Consider the following 24,832-nt stretch of genomic DNA (forward strand, 5'->3'; position numbering starts at 1 on the left):
ACTTAAACTTGCAATGAAATTTGCGCAGCTCCTGAAGTCGTTCCTTCATAAATCTTCAAGATTTCATCAATTAACTCATCAATCACGCTATTAGAAACACCGTCATCAATTTTTTCACCACCTTCTTTACGTTTTGCTAAACGCTCTTCAACCACTTTAGCCGCACTACCGCCCGGATATAACATTGCCAACAGCTTTCGCGTTTCGTTAGCACCAATCTTTTTATAAAGCGCGTTACGAATTCTGGCATCTTCAGCCGTGGTGTTAAATGCCCATAATTCAATGGGTCCTAAAGTACTGGTACATAATTGGGTATTCATACCTAATTTGGTAGCAAATTGCGCCAAGAATGTTGCACCTTCGGCACGTGGACCATGCACTCGGGTTGCTAAAGCAATTTTAGCGGTTTCTGACAGACCAAAGGTTTTCACCGACTTATCAATCGCTTGTTGAGGGCCTGCATCCATAATGAAAATCGCAGTAGCAAACTCAACCATCACAGAGTCAAAGTCGTCTAAAGATTGTGATAATAGAGCAACTTGAACTTTCCATTTTCGACCTTCACGCATGTCAACAACGACTTGATCACGTACAGCTTGCGCTTTAGACGTTCGATGGAATTCATCCATCACCAGTCGCTTAGGATCCTCACGAATTTGCAGAATACGTTGACGGTGATAATCATGATATTGTTTAGGAAAATCTTCTAAATTATCTTCAGTGAGATAGAAACTTTTTGCCATAATATAACGAGCTAACATGTACATAACGGCTGTTTGGCGATCAGCTGCCTCACCACCGGTTTTAGCAACTTCGTCTAAGTCTAATGAAATAACGCGAGATTCCCCTAAATCGAATTGGGTAATACGCGATAAAATAGGATATTCACGTACCGCAGCAGAAAGCATACGACCAAAAGCGGTGATTAATGGTTCGCCGGTTGGTGCAACAATCTTGCCATATAAATCTTCGACCACTTTCGTTCGGCAGATGGAAACCGCATCGGCAATCAAAGGAGAGCAGTAACGTTGTGCTAAAACAGCTTCATGCACTTTGTCAGACTTAAAGAGAGCATCAACCACTTCCCACCAGGAAGTATGCGCATCGGTTTGAAAATTGATCTCATCTAATATTTTATCGACCCCAGGCTCAAGATCGCGCGTATATTTGTTGGGGTTTTGTGTATCAGAGAGGGCCTTGAAAAGCTCATCGACAATCATCCCTGCCATATCAGAAATACCGTCGTAGGCTTTTGCTTCACCAATCGGTGTTGCAAGCAAGGTAATGAAGTTGACCAAGAAGCTACGCTCTAATGGGGTAGGGTAGCGACAACCCAGTTGTGTATCAAAGGGGTTAATGGAATATTGTGGAGTCATCCGTAAACGATGGTAAGCTGCCAAATGTCGTTGTTCTTTAGGTAAAGATTCTTTAATCAAAGAAATCAGTCCCGAGCTTGACGGTCCAATATCGACGATTGCGATACGGGGTAAACGAGCAATACCACCTTGTAAGCACAATGCAAGATTGATGGAGTTCGAGAGTACCGATTTACCCGAACCTGGTCTTGCATAAACTAAGTCAATCCAAGTGGTTTGTTGAGTTGAACCGGGTTGATAAGGCCAAGGTTTACCATCCGGTGAACGAAATAGGGTTGCTCCGGTTACCCAAGGGGAAGCAGGGCGGGTAAAGGGCAGCATATAACAAACATCATTCAAAGGAGCTGCAGAAGCGGTTGCAATGCTGTTGGTGCTAATCCCTAAAGCCGTGGTTAATGCGGCTTCGTAACTATCTCCTGAAATTTCGCCGACTTCACAATGTCCCCAACTTTGCATTGCTTTTGCTAATTCAGCTGAGCGCGTTCTTAATAAACGCTCTTCGCCAACGCCAGCCCATGTGCTAGCGGTGACACGGAATTTAACGATTGCGTAGTCAGTGCTGGAATCTAAAAACTTCAATAATTCTGCCGCATCGCAAATTAAAGGATTTTGCGAGGAAGCAAAGCTCAAAATAGAAGCTAAGACTGGTTTAACACCCAAAGTTCGAATGCCATCACTTTCAATTAAAAATGAAATCCGCCAAGGGAAACGAGAATGGATCGCTTTTTTGAATAATTCAAAAAATGGCTTAATTTCTTGAGGAAAAAGATCGATGTAATGGGTTGAATAAATTTTATCACCAATCCGACAAGAACGCAGATTAATTACTTCGCCATCTCTTGGGATAATTTGCGGTACAAGCGGTGGCCACATGACTTCAGAAATATCACGTCCGGTCGGATCTTTGAGATTTCGCATTGGGATCCTATCACCCGGTAGGACAGGGCGCCATTCTCGGTCGGTATATTCAGGATCAACGCTTTTACGCATTTCAAAAACAGCTTGGTGAACATCAAGCAATACGGCATACAGATTCACATCGCGCATATCATTAATCGCAGAACGGACAAATGAATCGTGCGTTTCGCGCAATTCAGGAACCGCTGACAAAATATTTTGTGCATGCTTGATGGGCGGAATTTTAATGTCTTTGGAGCGTTCTAATTTTGCTTTATTAGATTGTTCTAATTGTGTTTTAGAAAGAGAATTAGGCCTCGTCCAAAGTACCAAAAAGCAATTTTCAGTGGCACAAAATTTTGAAAGATGGTTAATGCGCTCTTCAAATAAATCTTGCAGATTCATTTTTAATCGGTCACAGGTTGCCATCGCTGGTCGAAAAATATCTCGGATCTCATCTTTCACCAGATCTTTGTCATAATGAAAATACATTTGCACGGCATGACCTGGGCGAGATAATGCAGGGGATAAAGTATTAATTAATCCTTTATGAATTTTGTCGAATTCTTGTGGTCCGACTAATTCTGTTGCACCATGCACCCGAATGATAGAGACCAACGAGCCATCTCTTGCAACTAAAGTATGACGGCTATCAGCGGTTTCAATTGTACAAAAATGATCGGCTGTTTGACCAAGGGAAGAACCTAACCAACCCAAGAAAGCATCGATGTTATCTAATAATGAATCGACAAACGTCCTCATTCTTCCTCTCTTTATCTCTATTATGAGATTTTATCAATCATTCGAGATATTAAATGTGATATATCAATAAAATAAATAAAAACGAAACCAACACCATTAAGCAGGATGCAATCCGATGTTCGCAGTATCTGGTTGCCTTTGTAGTAATATTGGCCAAAGCTATACATGCTTGCAGCAATTGCTAAATAACCAATTAATTTCATCCCTTGTATGATGATTTCATTCATTTCTTGCCATCTTTCCAATTGAATCAGTGGCAAGTAAGCAATTAATTCTAACGATTCAGCACTTGAGGTTAATGCAAATAGGGTTGCAAAAGAGTAATGCAGCGTGAAAGGGAATAGGGTTAAAATGCCCCCTAGTATTTGCTGACCTCTAAGTTGATGGTACGTGCCATGGATTAGCAAAGTAACACCTGCTGCCATTAACATTACTTTCGTAACGCGTGCAGTGGTGAAAATAGCCACCAATTGTTCATAGTCAAACATAGGCATCCTTTCCCAAAAGATATTTTTAGAAATATCTTTTATTGTTTGTTACTCACAGCAGTTAACTTTTTCGCTGTCATTGTCCTCGCTCTCAAGGAGAGCTTCGCAAAACCAACAACAGCGACTAGATCTGGATTAACGTAACGTCACGCCTGAAGAAGTGATCACGACACCGTTACCTGCATCAATTTTAATCACTTTGCCATATTCCCCAACGGAATCACCCTCAGAGACGGTGATGGTTTTGCCGCTGCCGGAACGTAACCAAGCTCGCCCAGGGATAATTGCATAAACGCTCAATGAAGGATTAGCGCTTTCAACTTTACGGGTAGCGGTCGCTTTTTTGGATACTTTAGCTTGCTGTTGTTTTTCTCGTTCTTCATGAATAACTTTCAGTTGGTTCATTAATTCTTGAACAGCAGCATTGAGAGCAGCAAGATCATTTTGCAGCTTATTAACATTCACATTAGATTGAGCAACATTTTGGTTTGCGGTTGCCAGCTCTTTTTCTAAAGTGGACAAGCGTTGTTTAATAGCCGTATCTTGCTCTTCTAATTTCTTTTGCAGTTTCGTTAAAGAAGCTTCTGTTGCCGTGACTTCTTGTGGAATCACATTTTGTGCGTCCATCATAGAAGGGAGGGAAGATTGTGGCGCTGCTTTCTCAACGGGCGCAGGTGCAGGAGCCGGTTCTTCAACTTTTGGCGCAGGCTTAGCTGGTGCAGGCGCAGGTTCTGGTTTATCGGTGAACATGCCAACCACTTTCCAGCCAATAAAGCCCACGACTGCCGCTGCAATTGCAATAGGCAATAACATGTTTTTACGAGGTTCTTTCGCGACTGGCTCAGCAGCTTCCTCTTCTTCAGTTTCGAATTCTTCAGGCGCTAAAGCATCTTCTTCTTCGCCTTCAGTTTCAAACTCAAACTCTTCTTCAAATTCGTCGAGCTGATCATCTGCATTTTTGTCTTTGTCATCGTTCATATTATCGCCCATTTAACTTAACCCTCTTCCGTAACTTCTGCATCGGACAAAAATAACAGCCCAAGTCCCGTACCCTGGTCGACAGTAACTGTGTAAGGGGTATTGAAAATGGGTTTAACTTGTTGTGCCCAGGCCGTACCCACTTCACCTAACGCAGCATAGAATTTCTCCTGATTATCCAATGGAGGCGTTGTTGTTGTGGTTGTACCTGTTAGTGGTGAAGTTGTTGTCGTTCCTTGGTTAGTAATTGCTTTACCGTATCCAGACACAAATGCAGAGGCGAATAACGAACCATATCGCAACAAGTAGTGATGATTAACATCAGAAGCTAAGGCTGTTCTCGCGGTATCGGGATCAATTGCCACGGCTTGAACAGCTAACGACTTAGTACGTTTTGGTAAAGACAAAGTACTAAATTGAATAATGACCGTTTCTTGTTGATCTTGGTGTGTGAAAGCACCCACTAATCTGCCGCCTTGATATTTTCCGCTAACAATAGTGGCTAAAACAGGGCCTTTTTCATCACTATTAACAGCTGTATCTAAGACACCAAAGAGTACCGTACCTGCTTTGATAACTTCTTTGCGTTTCTTAACAAAACCAACATTTTTATTGCCAATGGTTTTGGTGGTGGAGATTGAATCTTGGCTTTGACCTTGGCCACCTTTATTTGCAGGGATGTTAGCGGTGGTTCCACTTGCTGCTGCGGTAACTGGTTTACTAGCCAATTCACCTTGCACAAACGCTTGCGGAGTGACTTTATTCCACTCGTTGTAAGCAGTTTGCGCATAATTTTTCATCTGTTGGGAGGTTTTTTGTACCGCTGCATCATAATTTTTTTGTTCAGCTTCGGCTTGGCGACGCTGGCGATCTAAAGCATCTTTACGTTCTTTTTCCAAACGCATTTTTTCAATGCGGTCGCGTTGTTCTTTTAACCTGGCTTCTTGTTCTTCTCTTTCACGCTCCCGTTGAGATTTACCAAAATTAGCGCCGGTTAAACCACCTTCTTCAGCTTGACCAAATTGCAATTTATTTTGCGTGCCTTGTTGCTGATTTTTTAGTGCATTTTCAAGAGAATTTGCATCATTTTTATTTTCATTATCAGCGACGGCGCCAATAATGGTGGGAATAGCACTGGTTTTTTTCTTTAAAGCTTCTTCAGCCCTGCGTTGGTTTTCAGCAACTTGGAGTTCTTTATATTGCTCTGAAACCACGCTACCTGGAGTTGATTTAATTTGTGGGGGAACACCAACGGCTTGAGATCCTTGTTTGGAAAGCACATCAGTATTTTCTTGGCCACCGCGCATGACTGCAACGCCAACACCAATAACAATAATAGCTCCGAACAAAATAACAAAGGTCCGCGTTTTGGCGTTAGTTAATCCTGCGAGCAAGTTCGACGGTTTTTTTGCCATAAATCTATAACCCTGAAAGTTTAATATCCATGGTTTTGCCATTTTGTGATGCTAAGATAGAAGGCGTTAGCATCAACTCGTATACATGTGTGCCATCAGCGCTTGACACAGATGAAACCCAAGCGGGTGATAGAATAGTTAACTTACTCCTAAAGAAAATCTTATTATCGACTAACCACGCTTCGCCTGGTCCGCCTGCTACATGTAATTTAATACTACCACGAGGCGGTACGCCGTCTAGTATATTAATCAATATTTGATTCACACTGGCTTCAGGACTAAAACCACCCGACTCTACCGTAGGGGCGGCACACTCAGGGTTTCGGCCCGGAACAATTAAATCAACTCGGAAATCTGACATGCGTGGATTTGCAACTAAGGTTAGCATGATGGGTGTATCTAATCCCCATAATGTTACGGCTAAATTGCCATGCGCATAAGGTTTAAGACTTTGGATAAAAACCTTATTCCCTTTGTGGTCCCATTGAATATTGAATGTTTGTGGATCGCCAATGCTGTAAGAAGCAAGTTTCCAAGGGCTGCCACAAATTCGATCGGTAAAATTGATCACGGTCACAAAACCAGCAGAAAGACGAATAACGGGGGTCTCACTGCCAGGCGATAGATCCACTTTTTCAGAGCGAATCGCTGGTGGTTGCGCGGTTGGATTAGGTGGCGTTGCCTTTGCTTGCAACGTCATATCGTAATATTTGTGAATTTTGGTGATTTGGTCTGGACTCATGGGGAGTACTTCATCAACCAACATACCAAATGCTTGATCGCGTTTGATTTCTTCTAACGATTTTGCTCTAGGCGCAGCAGGGGTTCCATCCGGTGCAGAAGCTGATGGCATCGGCGTTGCAGAAGGAACGGTAATAGGAGCTTCAGATTGCGCAGGAGCGGCTTGTGTTTGTTGAAAACTTTTAGCTATAGCCTGTAGTTGATCGGGATTCAGGCTTTTAGCTTGTTGCAGCAACTGCTTTGATTGCTCAGGTGATAGCTTCGATAAATCTTGTGGAATATTCATTCCTGGTTGTGGCGAAACACTAGGCACAGAAGGCGCTGGCGTCGGTGCTACGGATGGTGTTGTCGTTGCTGGCTTAGGTGCAGAAGCCGTTGGTGGAGGCGCTGAACTTGATGGTTGATCTTCCGCACCAAGTAGTGCAGCCTGGATGGGCTGTGTTCCTACCAGAAATAATAATGTGCAAAGCGTTATTTTATGTTTCATCTTTATACCTAATCTATTCGCCTAGCATCAACGGTTTTCACGAACAACGAAAGAAGCAATCCCCACACCTTTTGGTGATTCTAAAGTTGACACGCGAGTGATCAGCATCGTTAGAACAATCTTTTGTTTAAATCTGTCGGTTGAACTACGGTAATCTAACTCCATTGGCAGCTCAACTGTCCAGCTATAAACCCCAGTGGGGGAGCCATCATTGAAAATACCTTTCTTTAATATGACAGGAGCACCGGTTGGTGTAGCTGAAACAACCATTTGTTTATTTTGCACTGCATCAAGATTGTTAGAGTCCTTCAACGCTTTTAAGAAGTATTGATAACCTGTTTTGGTGAAATAGATCCGAATGTCTTGTAATGCTTTGCGGAAATTCACGAAATTGAAGGTGTAACACGCAGTAGCTGCTTCAGTTGCCCATTGTAATAGTGCATTTTGTGTAATGCCGGGTTCGCTCAATGGGATGAGAGGAATTAACTTACCATCGTAGGTTGTAGCAAAATATTGAGGTAAAGGCTTATGAGTACGTTCATATAATCCCCAATAAATGAGCCCACCGGTTAAACAGATTAAACCAAGGCAAACGAGCATTAATCGTCGATAATTATCGCGATAGAAATTATTACGAAGCACAACAAGCTCTAAGGCTCCGGTGTATTTCGTTTTTGCTGCAGGTGCAGCAGGTGCCGCAGGCGTTGTAGCCGGAGGGGTTGGAGATTTGCTTTTTTGTACGCCAGTTGATTTTTTATCATCCGTTGCCATTTTCGCCAATTCCTCGCTTATTCATCGCGTTTTCTATTCATGATGAGATTCTTTATGCTATTTTCGAGCTGGGCCTGATTCGGTCACAATGAAGGAAGCAATGCCTACTCCATTGACTGATTCAGCGGTGGGAACCCGAGAAACTAGCATAGTAATAATAATCTTTGATTTCAGTTGTTCCGATGCGCTTTGATAAGTTAATAACATAGGAAACTGCACTTGCCAAGCATAATTACCGGTTGCTATTTGACCTTCTTTTAAAACGACAGGGGTATCTGTGATAACCGCAGAGACAACCAGTCGCTTTCTGACAATCGTATTGATGATACCTGCTGCAGTAATAGCAGAGCGGAAATTTTCATAACCTGCTTTGGTGAAAAAGACCCGAGCGTCTTTAAGTACTTCGTTGTAATTATAAAAATCAAAGGTATAGATGGTTGTTGCAGCCGTTGCTGCCCAGCGCAGTAATGCTTCGGTAGTTAAGTTAGGCTGAGATAATGTGCGTAAACGTATTAATTGATCATCAGCGCTAACGGCAAAAGAAGGCGGAATGGGGTGATGTGTTCTATCGTAAAAATCCCAAGTAAATAAAACCAGAATGGTTGATATTAACCCTAAAGAGGCGTAAAGCAAGAAAGAATAAAATGAGCTGCCATGCAGCATTTTACGCGAGAAAATAATGTTGTGTTTTATGGGGTGAGAGGGCAATGGCGACTTTGGTCCAGGTGGAATCGGTTTGTTTCCTGAATCAGAAGCGCTGGTCATAGTCTCAATTTCCTTTTGCAACTATTACTCTTCCTGCGTATAGATAATACGTTTTAGTATGCCTTGAGCACACAAGCTAAGGCAAACTAAATTGAGTATAACATTGAATATTCACAGTACCTATACTCTTTCCATTTTGAATTGATGCTACGTTGGCTGCGTTTGTTCACTCAGTCATGCACTTTATGTGCACTCCTTCGTTCACTCACTTGCCGCCTTGCCTAAATTCAAACTGGTTCGAGTATACTCTTTCCACTTTGAACGGATGCTGTGTTGGCTGCGTTTGTTCACTCAGTCATGCACTTTATGTGCATTCCTTCGCTCACTTACTTGCCGCCTTGTCTAAATTCAAACTGGTTCGAGTATACTCTTTCCACTTTGAACGGATGCTGTGTTGGTTGCATTTGTTCACTCAGTCATGCACTTTATGTGCACTCCTTCGTTCACTCACTTGCCGCCTTGCCTAAATTCAAACTGGTTCGAGTATACTCTTTCCACTTTGAACGGATGCTGTGTTGGTTGCATTTGTTCACTCAGTCATGCACTTTATGTACACTCCTTCGTTCACTCACTTGCCGCCTTGTCTACGGCGTCCCCCTTGAGGGGAAATTCAAAGTGGTTACACTTCAAGGCTATTTCTTTTCGGTATAGCTCCAAGAGCGAGAAGAGCGATGATTTCCTGCAAAAAAAGATCGGAACCAGCGGATAAACACTGGCATTGAGAAGCCAAAGCGTTTTAAAAGCATAAAAAAAGCACAAACACTACAAGCTAAGATGAATGTCCATAAGCGGATATGTAGCAAGAATACAAACAGAGGAATAGCGGAGTAGGCGTCAATAACAAAGAACATCGGGGTTCTGGCGGAATCTCGCCAGTGGGCTGTGTCAGGGTGACGCATCAAACGCTCCTTTTAAGAATGAACACCGGCATCACGGTCAGCATTTTTTGAACCTTGAGCCATTAAATTATATGTACGTTCTGAAATACGGCCTTCATCAAATTTTCGTTTTGCATCCATTAGCATGGTTTGTCCGCGTTCTTTAAGCAATTCACGCGTTTTGTTTGCTAGCATTTCAACTTCAGTATTCACTAAAATATCGCGAACTTCTTCGTCAAAGACGAGATATTCGCGTAATGCAACGCGTTTTAAATCGATGGTGGGCACAAGCTTTTGCCAAATCACCATACGAAGGGTTTCAAGAATATCTAAGGCTCGACCATGGCGCTCTTCAGCAGGGAAGGTTGAGATCATTCTTCGAACGCAGTCGGCAACGCCATTACTATGTAACGTGGTATAAACAGGGTGACCGGTGAGTGCTGCATCTATCACGGCAGCAATGGTTTCGGCATCACGCGCTTCACCCACTAATATAAGACCTGGTTTGCGACGTAACGCATTACGAACCCCATCAGCAAATGAATGTAAATGTTTTGGAATTTCAGTTTGGCTGATAATGGAGGTTGGTTTATTGACCGAATCGTAAACGAATTCGATAGGTGCTTCGTAAGTGAGAATTTTACGATGAGCTTCTTCTTGCGACATGATTTCTCGAATAATGCCTGCAAGCAGCGTGCTTTTACCTGAACCGGTTGAACCGGTTACAACGATGGTACCTTGCATAGGTGCCATGTTATCGATAATTTTTTGGTCAACCTCCATCGTACTAATAGAGGGGGGCTCTGCAGGAATGGTTCGGCACGTGATCTGAATACCATCATGTCCTTCAACTTGGCAAGCGGTGCCATTAATACGGAATCGAAAACGTTGTCCTCGTTCAGGTCTGACTTCGAAGTGCGTATCAACATCTCGACCCGATGAAACTTGGGTTGTGCCATTGGGTCCATAGATGGCATTTAGCATCTCACCCACTTCAGTTTGCGACATTTTACGCGTGGTGACAGGATAAAGACGGCCATAGATTTCTGCGAGTATTTGCGAATCGGTTTGAATGGTTATATCGGATGCATTATTTTTTGTGCAGTGAAGCATAAGACGTTCCATATCCTGAATCGTAAATCGTGCAGGCTCATCAGGAAGCAAGTAATCTTTATTCATACAATTACCTATTTTCGGGGGTAATCTGCGTTGTCCATTCATTACCCGCGGTATTAAATTGTGGTAATGCAGTGATTTTCAGGACGCGATCATTGATTGCCATCTGTGAATCACCACCTGTAATACCCAAATTAATTTGTGATACATAGGGCAAGCTTACCATATTTTGAGCTAGTAAACTGCGATATCTCACCATACCTTCATAATCACGTTTTAAACGACCTAAATTTTCTGCAAAAATAACATCGGCTTGTGTAATACCCGCTTGCCATCCTTCATCAATATAGCGATCCCAAACTTCTTTTTCTGAATCTGTTCTTGGGAGTAAAGAACGATCAGGAATATCAGGATCTTTATAGCTTAGCAGCAAATATTCTCGCCAGGTGGGCGGCATCGTTACAAAACGTGCCTGCGCTAAAATAGTGTAAGCACGATCAGAGACGCGTAACAATTCATCGGATGTTTGGTCAAGTGCGTGGCGCCCTTCAATAAGAATTGGCGGCAAAACGCTATGATCGAGCAACATGGCATGAAAGTTATAAATAAGATCAAGCTGTCTTTCATGGCGATAAGTAATCGCATTAATCTGTTTAGCACGCCAAGCAAGTCCTGCTCGTGCACCGGTACTTAAAGCCGCTTCTCTGATTGACTGGTAACGAAGACCGGTCAAAGAAGAAGAGGAACGCCCCATATTATTAGCAGCATGATATTTATTCAGTGTTGAGTTACCGGGACCCACTTGGACATCAGAAGGGCCAGGGCTAGAGCAACTAACACAAACAGTAAAAGTGCCAACAAGTAACATACTGCCAAAGGACTGTTTCATGATAGTTCAGCTTCCTCTCATTCGGTTAAAACAGCTATCTATAAATGTTTAAACGATAGCCGCGTAACGTAACTCAATAATTCGGCTGGTTGGGTACACTACCAAGTTTGCACGCTTACCCGCTTGTAGCCCAGCATCTTTCAAAATGTCAGCAAGCATTCGTTCGCGTGCTGATATATTTATAATGAGTGGAATGTTTGGAATAGGCCCTAGCACTTTGACGCGGTAATTCGTCATTTGGCCGACTCGTTCGAGCAACGGTTCAATAGGGCCCGACCAATCTAAACTGGCAAGTTCGCCCATACCACCTTGCGGAGTAATGAGAATGTCTGTGTTAATGGCATTCTTTGCATACACTTCCTGTGTTGCAGCCAATGCACGCAATGAATCTTCTACAGACATAGCCGATTTCATGAGTTGATATTCCACGTCAGAAATTTGGTATGTCGGTTTTGGTGAGCAGCCAACCATGATGGTGGCCAGTGACAAAATGACCAGTGGTTTGTCCATAATACCTCTTAGCCAATAGGTAATGAGCGTAAATTAAAATACTGGATTTGATTATAACGATATTCAGGCGGATATGCAGCGGTTTTTTGCTGTTAGTTATTTTTGCTTGGTAAGAAAAGTGTTGGTTAACTATGATACAATGGTGGTAAATTAAATTAATAGAGAAAAATGCTTCACGGATGACAGCATACCAAACAGGGTCGAAAGAGTAATTGTATATTGAATAGTGTCAATATACTATACGGTCGACTAGCTACGTAGAGGTAAATGAATGTCAGCTGATATCGCTTTACAAATTGCTAATGTTGCCAGAGTGCTTCGTTGTAATTTTACACTTCGTGATCAACCGATTTCAATTGAACAAGTTTTCACCGAAACAGGGTTATTACCAGCCTTGTTGCGACGTGCCGATCAATTATGCTCTTTTTGTTTGGGTTATGGGTTGGGCGTGAGCTTTGAAGAAGCTCAAGGTGCCATGTTGGGAGTTAGGGTGAAATTTGATGATGCAACACCCAATTCATTACGTATTCTATGTGTAGCTGACGTGCTGATTGAATTAATGCAGCATGCGCCTTCACGTGATGTAACTCCCTTAGATGATTTGATGTACGACTAATTAAGCGGAGATAAGTAGTTATGTCAAAAGGTGGTGGCGGCGGCGGCGGTGGCGGCGGCGCTGGAGGAGATGAGAACGCTTATGCAATGTTATGGATATTGGCAGTTATTGCCGTTGTTGTTGGTGTTGTTTGGTATTTTTTCAAAAACCAATTAATACAAGCTTTCATTGCCATCAAGAAATACGAAATTCTGGCGGTTAGCTTTTTTATTAACAATGAAAACGTTCAAAAAGCCATTCAATGGACCGATCGCGTTACCCCTCAAACGATTGGGGCACAAGAAGCTCAGATAATTAGTACCTTTATTGGGCAATACTTGATGTATCCCATTTGCTTCATTTTAATTGTGATGGCGATTGTCATGCTCAAAGGAACCGCAACCATGAGGTTCACCAAAGCTTATAACATGGACACACTTGCTCATCAGGAAAAAGATAACTGGCCTCAGATTGCGCCCGTGGTTGACTTAGATTTGATTGGTGAGGATATCAATAAAGGTCCTTGGGCGATGTCGATGAACCCAATGCAATTTGCAAAACATTATAAATTGCTAAAAGTGGAAATGGTTGCCGATAGAAAAGCCGCCTGGCGCACAGGGGGAATGACAAAAGCAACCTTGATTCGCGATTTAGCTACCCAAGCATTTGCAGGACAATTAGGTCCATTATGGCAGGGCGTTGATGCCTTACCGCCTCATACCAAAGCGTTATATGCGGCTTTTTTAGCCCGCGTTGAACATGATACCGATGCTTGCCGGGCCTATATGGGCAAATTAGCGCGATCTGCTGCTAAAGGTACCATGGACTATTCAGATACCGATGAATACATCAAAAAATATAAAAGTAAAGCAGCCGATATGTGCCAAAAACGACATGCTTATGTCTCAACGGTCATGGCTGAAATGCTACTATTGGCCCGCACAGATGGAGTATTAGCATCGGCAGACTTTTTATGGGTAAAACCTATCGATAGACGTCTTTGGTATATTTTAAATTGCGTTGGTAGACAGGTTTCAGTACCAGAAGTTGCTGGGGTATTTGCCCATTTTTTTGCAGAGAGGGAACTATCCCGTGCCTTAACCGTTCCAATGGTAGATGAAGCCACGAATGCGTTAGAAAAAGCCATTATTAATACCATTTATGTGCCTGAAGAAGGTGAAGAGATACCTCAGGCAGAGATGAATTAACGACTATTTGTTGTAAGAGAACGAGAACATGACTGTACGCGGCTTAGAAGAGAAACATGAGCACGGCGCCCGGGAGATGGCGCGGGACACGCGCACGCTTGGTGAGCGCTTAGCCGAATTTTTTTCGAATCCGCTTTATGTTGCTTGTATTATGGGAACCAGCGTTGCAACGATCATTTTAGTGCCAGCCATTGCAGATTTGATCTTGGTGCTTGCAACCTGCGTTTTCATTTTTGCTTACACCCGCAAGATTACGTTGCCGGTGAAAATGCCTTTAATTTCTAAATTACCCGATTACAACGATTGCATACCTGGTACCACTAAACCTCGTCAAGGCCAAGGGATTGCTTTCTTTGGCAATGAAAAGAATTCACAAAAAGAGATTTGGTTCTCAAATGATGATATGAGAACCCACGTTTTGATTTTTGGTTCAACCGGTTCTGGTAAAACAGAATCATTAGTTTCGATAGCTTTTAATTCATTGGCGCAGGGTAGCGGCTTCATCTACATCGACGGTAAAGGTGATAACTCACTTTATGCAAAAGTGTTTGGGATGGTACGTCGCATGGGACGAGATGATGATTTGTTACTCATCAACTTCATGACCGGTGCGCGTGACGTAATTGGCGCACAAAAATCGCGTCTTTCCAATACCATGAATCCTTTTGCTAATGGTTCTTCCAGTATGTTAACCCAGCTCGTAGTGAGCTTAATGGATTCAGGCGGTGGCGGCGGCGATGGCGATATGTGGAAAGGCCGTGCGATTTCTTTCGTTGAAGCTTTAATGAAGATTTTAGTGGGTATGCGTGATGAAGGCCATATTCTGTTAGATGCCAACCTCATTCGTAGTTATTTTATGTTGGAAAAATTAGAGCAGATCGTTGTTGATAGACGATTCCCACTCAATGAACGAGAATCAATTCCGTTAGATGCTCTTGAATCTGCTTATCTTGACCCAATCGATAACTATATTTACAACTTGCCAGGCTACAACAAGGCTAAAAAAGGGAACCAGGCTGGTGAAGTGCGAGAACAACATGGGTTTATTACGATGCAGCTGGGTCGTACTTTCAGCTCATTAGCCGATACTTATGCTCATATTGTGCGTACCAATTTAGCGGAAGTTGACTTAAAAGACGTGGTTCTTAATCGACGTATCTTGGTCGTGTTGCTCCCAGCATTAGAAAAATCACCGGAAGAATTATCAAACTTGGGTAAGATTATCATTGCCTCATTAAAAGCGATGATGGCCGCTGGTTTAGGGGACGAAGTAGAAGGTGATTATCGTGATGTGATTTTACGCAAACCGACGAATTCACCGACGCCTTATGTTTGTATCATGGACGAGTATGGTTACTACGCGGTACCTGGTTTTGCGGTAGTACCAGCGCAAGCCCGTTCATTAGGGTTTTCGGCGATATTTGCAGGGCAAGATTTGCCGGCATTCCAAAAAGCTTCAAAAGAAGAAGCAGCATCCATTGGTGCAAATACTAACATTAAAATTTGTATGAAGATGGAAGATCCAACCGATACCTGGGAGTTTTTTAATAAAACTGCCGGTGAAACTTATGCAACCAGTGTGAGTGGTTTTCAGGTAAATACCGGCAGTATGTCTAACAACTATTTAGATACACGAAATGCTTCCGTTGAAAAACGTTCTCGTATTGACTTATTAGACTTGCGCGATCAACGTGAAGGTGATGCGCATATTTTTTATCGTTCCAAAATCATTCGTGCCCGAATGTTTTATGCGAATCCAAAACCAGCTAAAAAAATGCAGGTTAATCAATATCTTTGTGTTGAAAAACCGACAGCTGATACCTTATTGAATACTGATAAACGTATTCGCCGTTTTAGTCAGGTTTTTTCAGCACCTGCGTTTGTGATGGAACCTCCTGCAGGTAATGAAGATATCAATACCATTGCACAAGCCTTAATGTCATATCATGCACTCAAACCGTTTGAGCGTAGTATTGCGGCTTTAATTGCGGTACTGGAAAAAGAAGTTGATAAGCAGAGACAAGTACGCGAAGAAATTGAAGCAGAGCAAGCACAAGAATTTACCAATGAGGTCCATGCCTTTACGCCAGTTCATGTACCTGATTTTGCAGTAGAAATTATTGGGGAAGATGATCTTAAACGCTTCTCTAATCCATTGCTATTACGCGGTAGAACCCGGGAAGCATTAACGCATATTGAACGATTATGCGGTCAACCAGAAGCTGATGCGGCGAAGACGGCTGAAAATATCATTAATGATATTATAAAAGCGACTTATTACCCGCCCAAAGATGTCCTTACACGCGATACCAAAGGCGTGCTCGATGCGCTTGAACAACTTTATGATATGTTCGCACATTATGTCCATGGCGGTGGCAAAGCCAGCAAATAAAGTAAACTCTTCCCTGATAAGGATTGTCATATGTTTGAGACCTAGTCTACATGGGCTAGGAGGAAAGTGTAATTACGACAAATTAACCTAATCAAGGAGTACCCAATCTATGCAAGGGGGTTCCGGCAATTCTAGTTCTTTGGGAAATTTTGCTTCTGGAAGTGCTTTAGATATCCAAGCAGATGTTTATGTTAATGCAGCAAGTGCGCAAAGACTTGATGTGAAAAGTTGGGGAGGGTTTGCGGCTGCCGTTAGGAACTCAGTCAGCGCAGAATCACAAAATACCTTAACTAATGATTGGAATGACCACGGGAAAAAAGTGGACGCCGGCCAAGTCAGGACTGTTTCTGATGAAAATGGCGATCCTGCTAAGTTAAATTTTAAAGGTGGCAAAAGCGCTTATTTAATCCATGCCAGTGCGCCCATCGCAGGAAATGATACCAATGATCCTGCTCTTGCTACCAAGTTAAAGAGTGCCTATCGAGGCATATTAGATCAAGCGAATGAGCTACAGAAACAAAATCCTGATAAACCTTTAAGAATTGCCTCTCCTCCCTTAGGGACTGGTCTTTATGGGAATGATCCTGAAGTTTCAGCAAAGGCTGCATTTGATGCCATACAAGAGTTCAAGAAAGATAATCCTGATTCAAAAATCAGTTTAACCTTTGGGAATTACGGAGGCCCTAACGATAATGAATTTCAGGCTGCCTTTGAAGCAGAGCAAAAGAAAGCCAATTTAACCACCAATGCTTCAACAAAGCCTCAAGCAACTACAACACAGTCTAAACCACAAGAAACAGAAAATGATGCGCAACTGAATAAACTATTGCAACAAACATTATCGACCGAACAAACTAATAAAATGCGAGATCAAAAAACTTCGGATAAATTCCAAAAAGATTTAACCGATTTGGCACAAAAGGATGCACAGGCTTACCAAAAATTCCTTGATATGCTAGAGGAAGAAAGAAAGAAGGAAGAAGAAGAAAGAAAAAAAGGAAAAAAGCCCAATGAACGCAAAATGGCTCATATTCTTTCTGCAACACATGATGCCTTAGCAGCAGAGAATCGTGCATTACAAAAAGAACAATCAGCAGTTCAAGCAGAAGAAACAAAGCTGTATGATCAAATGCGTGACATTGATCGTGCCATTCGAGACAAAGAGCACGAAATAGGGGGCTTAGAACATAAAGAAAACCAGCTAAAACATGCGCAGCCTCCGGGTGAACTAAGTGCGCAAGATAAAGCGCAAAAAGCGCAACTTGAAAAAGAGTTAGGCCCTTTAAGAGAACAATTGGCAGGAATCGAAGGCAAGCTCGCAGAAAACAAAGCCTTGCAAGACAATATTAATGAGCGCTTTAAACAGAATAGCAAAAACCTTGATGCAGCCAATTCTAATATTAAAGCATTAAATAGTGGGAAAATGAATTTCACTCCTATTGAAACTTCAACTAAACCTCTGTCAGATAAACCTAAAGCAGAAGATGCAAAAGATAAAACCAACGATGAAAAACCCAAAGAACGTAGCGATGTCGATAGAGCAGCAGATAGACACAATTTAAGCGACGCACAAAAGGAACAATTACAATCTTTTGCCAATGCCGGTCGTCGTATCTTAGAAGAAAATGGTTTGAAAGATCATGCTGAGAAAGCAAAAGCGCTGCAAGAAAAAGCTGACACAGCTAAGCCCACGGATTCCCTGGGCAAGATGTGGAAAGATAACATGAAGGATAGTCTCAAGCATGCCAATGATACCTTTTCAAATCAAGAAGTTGCCAAAGATGAAAATGAAGCTTTTGCGCAACTACTTAAACTGTTATTAGAAATGTTGGCCTTGCTATTTAGCCCCGCTAGTAACCTTGCAAAAGCGGCGACTGATAAAGCGGTTGGGGAGATTAAACAATCATTTTATGATCATCAAGCGAAAGTACAAGGTGAAAAATATAACGATCCTAAAACGCAGGAACGCTTATTAGATGGGATGGAAAACCAACGTGATGCATTGCAAAAAGACATCGATAAATTAGGCAAAGAGATTGCCGATCGTCAAGCGAAGAATGAAAAAAATGGAAAAAGCAATGACGAAGATGGCAAACTGCAACGCATGATGCGAGAACAAGATTTTAATAATGCGAAAATGGATGTTCTCAATGGTGCCATTAATAAGACCAATGCGCATTTGAAAGATTGCCAAGAAAAATCATTAGGACAGAGAATACAAGGCTTAAACAATGATATTGGCAATTTAGAAGAAAAACGCAACGGATTAAATGCAAAATTGATTCAACCCGAAGAAGGTCAAGAATTAAGCGCTAAAGATCAAAAGAAAAATGACAAAATTATGGAAAAAATCGGTAAAATTGATGACAAAATTACCGCAAAGCAAGAAAAGTTGAACGACGCGACTGAAAACTTAGATAAAGTACAAAAGTTTGGTGAACCCGTTAGAAAAGAAGAAAGGGATTTAGAAAAAGAAAAGAAAGCAAATAACAAAGAAATAGATGATACCAAGAAAAGCGCTTTAGGAGAAGGCTTCGGTCCTCTCAATGAAAAAGACAGTAAAAATGTCGATAAATTAGAAGCAAGAAATAGTGAGATAGATTCTAAGCTTCAAGGGATTAACCAAGCAAAAGAAATCAGACATTTGAATGGTGAAATTCAAGATATTAAGGATAAAGCGTTAGGACAAGATGCACAGGGGCCTTTAAATAAACCCGAAAGTGATCAAATTGCTGAGAAAGAAGCCAGAATTAAAGAGTTGCAGGGCGATAAACCATCGGCAAATGATGAAGTGAGACTTGAACAAGCCCCCACTGAAACGACAGGAAGTGAAGCAGAAGAGGAATCTGAAGATGAAGCCGTATTGGAGCAAACCAATGATGCTGTATTAGATCAAGCCAATGATGCTGGAGAAGATGCCAGTGAACGAGCCGATAATAGCGACTCGATTGACACGCCGACAGAAATTAATGATCAAGAAGCGATTTTACAAGCAAGAGAATCTTCTGAAGATACCGCTAGAACTGATAATGACACTGAAACGGTATTGACACAATCAAATGATCAAAAACCGGAAGATACAGAAGTTGAAGAACTTGAAGAAGAAGAAGTAGACGATGCTGACAAGTCTGATGCTAAAGATGAAAAAGCCAAAGAACAAACATCCGTTGATAAAGCGGCTGATAAACATGGTTTGACCGATCAACAAAAAGAACAATTACAATCATTTGCCGATGCAGGGCGCCGTATCTTAGAAGAAAATGGGCTAAAGACCCATGAAGACAAAGCAAAAGGATTGCAAGAAAAAGCTGACACAGCTAAGCCCACGGATTCCCTGGGCAAGATGTGGAAAGATAACATGAAGGGTAGTCTCAAGCATGCCAATGATGCCTTTTCAGAACAAGAAGTGGCAGAAGATGAAAACGAAGCCTTTGCTCAATTATTAAAACTATTAGCAGAGCTGTTAGCTTTATTATTTAGTCCCGCTAGTAACCTTGCAAAAGCGGCGACTGATAAAGCCGTTGGGGAGCTTAAACAATCATTTTATGACCATCAAGCGAAAATGCAAGGAGAAAAGCATAATGATCCGGATGTGCAAGAAAGACTTTTAGATGGCATGGAAAATCAACGCGATGCCTTGCAAAAAGATATCGATAAATTAGGAAAAGAGATTGCCGATCGTCAAGCGAAGAATGAGAAAAATGGAAAAAGCAATGATGAAGATGGCAAATTACAACGAATGATTCGAGATCAGAATTTCAATAATGCCAAAATGGATGTTATCAACGATTCTATTGATAAAACCAAAGAACATTTAAAAAATTGCCAAGAAAAATCCCTAAATAAACAAAAAGAAGGTTTAGAAAATAAACTGGGTGAGTTGCAAGAAAAAAGACAAGGATTAGAAGAAAAATTAGATGGGTTAGATAAAAACGATCCAGCCAATGCTAAAGAGCGTGAAAAGCTCACAGGAAAACTCGATAAGATTAAAGACAAAATGGCTAAAAAAGGCGAGCAGCTTGAAAACTGTGAAAAAGATTTACAGACGATTAAAGATTCAGGCAAAGCCATTCGTGCTGATGAAAATCGACTAAAAGCGAAGAAAGAAGGTTTAGAAGAGAAACAAGGCGAGTTAGAAGATAAAAAAGCTGCGTTAGAGAATAAAAAAGATCAATTGGAAAAAACCAAGGAAGCGCTAAAAAACAATACCGATGAAACGAGTAAACGGATACTACAAGGTCTGGATAAGGAAATTAAAGGTCTCGAAAAGGAAATCAAAGGAGTTGATAAGGACCTAAAAGACGTCGGTAAGGAAATGAATAAAACCGATGCAAAATTACAACAATTTAAACCCAAAGCCGAGTCTTCGGGCCCTGAAAATCAAGTGACTTTAGGGCAAGCACCGAACCAACCTAAGCCCGAAGATCAACAACTGCAGCAGCAACAGCAGCAACAACAAGCGCAACAGCAGCAACAGCAGCAGGGACAACAGCAGCAACAACAGCAACAACAGCAGCAACAGCAGCAACAGCAGCAACAGCAGCAACAGCAACAACAGCAGCAACAGCAGCAACAACAGCAACAACAGCAGCAGCAGCAACAGCAACAGCAACAGCAACAGCAACAGCAAGAACAGCAACGTCAGCAAGAAGAGCAACAACGTCAACAGCAAGAACAACAAAAGAAAGCCGAAGAAGAAGCGCAAAAGAAACGTGAAGAAGAGCAAAAGAAACAGGAAGAAGAAGCGCAAAAGAAACGTGAAGAAGAGCAAAAGAAACAGGAAGAAGAAGCGCAAAAGAAACGTGAAGAAGAGCAAAAGAAACAGGAAGAAGAAGCGCAAAAGAAACGTGAAGAAGAGCAAAAGAAACAGGAAGAAGAAGCGCAAAAGAAACGTGAAGAAGAGCAAAAGAAACAGGAAGAAGAAGCGCAAAAGAAACGTGAAGAAGAGCAAAAGAAACAGGAAGAAGAAGCGCAAAAGAAACGTGAAGAAGAGCAAAAGAAACAGGAAGAAGAAGCACGCCTGAAACAAGAAGAAGAGCAAAAGAAACAGGAAGAAGAAGCGCGCCTGAAACAAGAAGAAGAGCAAAAGAAACAGGAAGAAGAAGCACGCCTGAAACAAGAAGAAGAGCAAAAGAAACAGGAAGAAGAAGCGCGCCTGAAACAAGAAGAAGAGCAAAAGAAACAGGAAGAAGAAGCGCGCCTGAAACAAGAAGAAGAGCAAAAGAAACAGGAAGAAGAAGGGCGTCTGAAACAAGAAGAAGAGCAAAAGAAACAGGAAGAAGAAGCACGCCTGAAACAAGAAGAAGAGCAAAAGAAACAGGAAGAAGAAGCACGCCTGAAACAAGAAGAAGAGCAAAAGAAACAGGAAGAAGAAGCGCGCCTGAAACAAGAAGAAGAGCAAAAGAAACAGGAAGAAGAAGCACGCCTGAAACAAGAAGAAGAGCAAAAGAAACGGGAAGAAGAAGGGCGTCTGAAACAAGAAGAAGAACAAAAGAAACAGGAAGAAGAAGCGCGCCTGAAACAAGAAGAAGAGCAAAAGAAACAGGAAGAAGAAGCGCGCCTAAAACAGGAAGATGAAGCAAGAGAACAAGAGGAAGAAGAAGCGCGCCTGAAACAAGAAGAAGAAACAAGAGAGCAAGAGGAAGAAGAAGCAAGACAGAAACAGGAAGAAGAGGCAGAACTGAAACAGGAAGAAGAAACAAGAGAGCAAGAGCAAGAGCAAGAGCAAGAGCATGAACAAGCAGCCAGTGCTACTGCTTCTCCTGGTGAGGAGAATGAAGAAGAAGCTAACAAAGATGAAAAAGCAGAAAATGAGGATGAGAATGAGCAAGTCTTAGCACAAGAAACAGATGGCCCAAGTGCTGGTGAAGGTGATGAACAAGAACAAACTGAAAGTGAAGATCAAGAAAAAGGTGAAGACCAAGAATTAAAACAAGAAGGGGAAACACCTAGCCCAACTTCTGCTTTAGGTGGTTCAGAGGAAGAAGAAGGTCAGGAGCAAGAAATAACACAAGGTATGGAGGGCATGAGTCCACAAGGTGGCAGCGGTTCCCCAATGGAATCTATGCAAGGCGGCCCAGGTGGTGGTACTCCTTCCGTGGATAGTATTGGTGGTGGCCAAGAACAAGGGATGACACAAGGCATGCCAGGTGGTGGTGGCACTCCTTCCATGGATAGTATTGGTGGTGGCCAAGAACAAGGGATGACACAAGGCATGCCAGGTGGTGGTGGCACTCCTTCCATGGATAGTATTGGTGGTGGCCAAGAACAAGGGATGACACAAGGCATGCCAGGTGGTGGTGGTACTCCTTCCATGGATAGTATTGGTGGTGGCCAAGAACAAGGGATGACACAAGGCATGCCAGGTGGTGGTGGCACTCCTTCCATGGATAGTATTGGTGGTGGCCAAGAACAAGGGATGACACAAGGCATGCCAGGTGGTGGTGGTACTCCTTCCATGGATAGTATTGGTGGTGGCCAAGAACAAGGGATGACACAAGGCATGCCAGGTGGTGGTGGCACCTCTTCACCTCAAGGTAGTGGTGGAACAGAAGAGGGAGCAGAAGAAGGGGATGATGTAGAAGCAGGCCCTCTCCCTCAAGCGCAATCTGCCATGATGGATATGTTAAAAGAGGGTTTTGAAGCAATAATGTCCTCGGTTAAGCAAGATAAAGAAGGACAAGAACAAGAACAAGAGGAAGGCAATAAAAAAGAAGGTCCAAAAGCCAATGGTAAAGGAGCGAAAGGAGGAGAGGATAAAGGTCTCACCCAAGGCATGGATGGTGGCATGCAAGGACAAGTCAAAGCTTTTGGGGAACATATGGGCCAAATTACTAATTTAGTGGATTCTATCGCGGAAGGGATAGATGGCGGTGGAAAGGGTGGCCCAGGACAAGATGGCAATGGCGCCGATGAAGCCATTAAGGCCATTGAAAAATTGACCAAAGATATAATGAAAGTCATCAAAGGCGCAATGGGCGGTGGCGGTGATGCCGAAAAAGGGCCCAGTCAAGGTATGGGTGGTGGCATGCCTGGTGGTGGTGGCGCTGGCGAAAGTGAAGGCGCAGAAAATGAAGCAACCGAAGGCATCGGTGAAATGGCACAAGAAGGTGGGACGGAAGAGATGAATCCTTCACCTGTTGATCCGAAAGATGCCGAAGATTTGGCGAGTGGCGATAAGAAAAGACAAGCCAAAGCCGCCGTTAAGGTAGGTACAACCGCAGCTTGCGAAGCGGCAACCGGTGGAGCAGGCGGACCTGCTTGTAAAATGCTTGGCAAAATGGCAGGCAAAATGGCAGGGGAAGTGATGGATAAATTAGATGATATGCAAAAGAAGATGGATCCAGGTGAAATGCTGAATAAGCTTGGCGGCGCCATTGAAAAAATTGCAGAAGGGATCCCAGGTCAAAGTAAACCCGATGTCGGTGAACAAGCTGCAGCCCAAACCTCAGAAGCTGTGGCACCTGCAATGGAAATGGCAAAAGAACAAGGCGGTAAATTAAAAGATGCTGCTAAAGTGGAATCGCCTGCTCAGGCGCCTCCTCAAGATGCAGGCATGGGCGCGGGTATGAAGATGGGCAAATAGGGAACATTTTGGCTATCTAACTTTACTTTGCTTACCATCTATGGTCTAATTCCTCCCATTCGTCGTTATGAAACCACAAATGGGAGTATTGCATGGCAATTACCAATGGAGTTACACCTGATTTTGCACGCAAAAGAAAAGCGTCTGAGACACTTGCCGAGCAAACTCGCCAAAATAATGCTAAAAAGCAAAGGCTAGATCAAGAAAATGCTAAACAAGTTCGTATCAATAATGAAAATGATCAAAATGAAGCAAATACTCGCGAAACACTAAAAGATGCTCAAAAACGCAAAGAAAAAGCCTTAAAAAAACGAATGGCGACCAAAGATCGGACCATTGATGCGTTTACCAAACCACATCAAACCCAAGGTGCGATGGAAAAAGCAGAGCATCTTGCAGGCTTAACACCAGAAGGTGTGGCCGGTGAAATCATGTTTGATTTAATTATTCTTTCAATAGAACTTTCTGTCAATGCGCCTTTTTGGACCCAAACACTACAGTTCGAAGCGGCATTATTGAAAGAACTTCAATCCATTGAATCTGGTGAAAATGAACGTTTAGTGTATTTACCTGATGATAATGGTGTTTATCCTGAAATTTATCCAATTGATGACAGTGGAAAGGTTGATTACAGCAAACCACCCCTAACGCCTGGTTCGCCAGAAATAAGCAACTTTCATATTCGTGCGAATGGTTATGTGCCGGTGCCTACCATCTCAGAATCGTTATTAACGATATTTGCTCGTCATACTGAGCGTATGTCAGGTACGGGTGCGTTAACAGCAGAGCAAAAATCCTGCCTTTATAATACGGTTCAGGTTTTGCATGAGAATCAACAAAAAGAAAAGAATGAAAAAGACATAGCCTCTGATAATGCCGCTAGAATGGCAGCAACGAAGCAAATAGCAACGCCTAGATTAACCGCTAAAGCTTAAATGACCAAACCACAATCTCGCTGAGTTTACTCAGCGGGTGAGGG

At 42.5% G+C, this 24,832-nt stretch carries 15 protein-coding genes and 1 pseudogene; 5 read left to right on the forward strand and 11 right to left on the reverse strand.

Translation table 11 applies throughout. The features are described 5' to 3' along the window. Window positions 1-2 precede the first annotated feature (2 nt). The 11 genes and pseudogenes from HT99x_RS06755 to dotD all read right to left on the reverse strand — a co-directional run bounded on the left by HT99x_RS06755 (window position 3) and on the right by dotD (window position 12,073). Window positions 3-3,035 carry a putative type IV secretion/conjugal transfer ATPase gene (locus HT99x_RS06755; RefSeq protein WP_075066386.1) on the reverse strand — a complete coding sequence of 1,011 codons (3,033 nt, stop codon included), beginning with the start codon at window positions 3,033-3,035 and terminating at the stop codon, window positions 3-5. 20 nt (window positions 3,036-3,055) lie between these two features. Then, entirely contained in the window at window positions 3,056-3,523 is a 468-nt protein-coding gene (locus HT99x_RS06760; RefSeq protein ID WP_075066385.1) for a hypothetical protein, read from the reverse strand. Window positions 3,524-3,658: 135 nt separating this feature from the next. After that, window positions 3,659-4,513, reverse strand: a complete 855-nt coding sequence (locus tag HT99x_RS06765) for a hypothetical protein (RefSeq protein WP_075066384.1) — start codon at window positions 4,511-4,513, stop codon at window positions 3,659-3,661. 5 nt (window positions 4,514-4,518) lie between these two features. Further along, window positions 4,519-5,082, reverse strand: a pseudogene (locus HT99x_RS15960) (TrbI/VirB10 family protein); the annotation flags it as partial. A gap of 838 nt (window positions 5,083-5,920) precedes the next feature. Then, window positions 5,921-7,144, reverse strand: coding sequence for a DotH/IcmK family type IV secretion protein (locus tag HT99x_RS06775; RefSeq protein WP_083482877.1), 1,224 nt, complete (start codon window positions 7,142-7,144; stop codon window positions 5,921-5,923). A gap of 27 nt (window positions 7,145-7,171) precedes the next feature. Continuing rightward, the gene (locus tag HT99x_RS06780; protein WP_083482876.1) at window positions 7,172-7,915 is read right to left on the reverse strand and encodes a type IVB secretion system apparatus protein IcmL/DotI; all 744 of its coding nucleotides are present in this window, start codon (window positions 7,913-7,915) and stop codon (window positions 7,172-7,174) included. Between the two features lie 57 nt (window positions 7,916-7,972). Next, window positions 7,973-8,680, reverse strand: a complete 708-nt coding sequence (locus HT99x_RS06785) for a DotI/IcmL/TraM family protein (RefSeq protein ID WP_083482875.1) — start codon at window positions 8,678-8,680, stop codon at window positions 7,973-7,975. Window positions 8,681-9,312: 632 nt separating this feature from the next. Beyond that, window positions 9,313-9,579: an IcmT/TraK family protein gene (icmT, locus tag HT99x_RS06790; protein ID WP_075066382.1), complete on the reverse strand. Its 267-nt coding sequence runs from the start codon at window positions 9,577-9,579 to the stop codon at window positions 9,313-9,315. A gap of 12 nt (window positions 9,580-9,591) precedes the next feature. Then, window positions 9,592-10,737, reverse strand: a complete 1,146-nt coding sequence (gene dotB, locus HT99x_RS06795; protein WP_075066381.1) for a Dot/Icm type IV secretion system ATPase DotB — start codon at window positions 10,735-10,737, stop codon at window positions 9,592-9,594. Window positions 10,738-10,741: 4 nt separating this feature from the next. After that, window positions 10,742-11,563 carry a type IV secretory system conjugative DNA transfer family protein gene (locus HT99x_RS06800; protein WP_075066380.1) on the reverse strand — a complete coding sequence of 274 codons (822 nt, stop codon included), beginning with the start codon at window positions 11,561-11,563 and terminating at the stop codon, window positions 10,742-10,744. A gap of 48 nt (window positions 11,564-11,611) precedes the next feature. Then, entirely contained in the window at window positions 11,612-12,073 is a 462-nt protein-coding gene (dotD, locus tag HT99x_RS06805; RefSeq protein ID WP_075066379.1) for a type IVB secretion system lipoprotein DotD, read from the reverse strand. Window positions 12,074-12,344: 271 nt separating this feature from the next. Here dotD and HT99x_RS06810 point away from each other — a divergent pair, with 271 nt between their 5' ends. The 5 genes from HT99x_RS06810 to HT99x_RS06830 all read left to right on the forward strand — a co-directional run bounded on the left by HT99x_RS06810 (window position 12,345) and on the right by HT99x_RS06830 (window position 24,788). Further along, window positions 12,345-12,689, forward strand: coding sequence for a type IV secretion IcmS family protein (locus HT99x_RS06810; RefSeq protein WP_075066378.1), 345 nt, complete (start codon window positions 12,345-12,347; stop codon window positions 12,687-12,689). A 20-nt stretch (window positions 12,690-12,709) separates the two neighbouring features. After that, a complete protein-coding gene (gene icmP / locus HT99x_RS06815) occupies window positions 12,710-13,876 on the forward strand; it encodes a type IVB secretion system coupling complex protein DotM/IcmP (RefSeq protein ID WP_075066377.1) in 1,167 nt (388 codons plus the stop codon). Window positions 13,877-13,904: 28 nt separating this feature from the next. Continuing rightward, a complete protein-coding gene (locus tag HT99x_RS06820; RefSeq protein WP_075066376.1) occupies window positions 13,905-16,268 on the forward strand; it encodes a type IV secretory system conjugative DNA transfer family protein in 2,364 nt (787 codons plus the stop codon). A 109-nt stretch (window positions 16,269-16,377) separates the two neighbouring features. Beyond that, window positions 16,378-23,853, forward strand: a complete 7,476-nt coding sequence (locus HT99x_RS06825; protein ID WP_259565860.1) for a macro domain-containing protein — start codon at window positions 16,378-16,380, stop codon at window positions 23,851-23,853. A gap of 92 nt (window positions 23,854-23,945) precedes the next feature. Continuing rightward, window positions 23,946-24,788, forward strand: a complete 843-nt coding sequence (locus HT99x_RS06830) for a hypothetical protein (protein WP_075066375.1) — start codon at window positions 23,946-23,948, stop codon at window positions 24,786-24,788. Window positions 24,789-24,832 lie beyond the last annotated feature (44 nt).

Origin of the sequence: Candidatus Berkiella aquae (genome assembly GCF_001431295.2) — a bacterium.
Taxonomy (GTDB): domain Bacteria; phylum Pseudomonadota; class Gammaproteobacteria; order Berkiellales; family Berkiellaceae; genus Berkiella; species Berkiella aquae.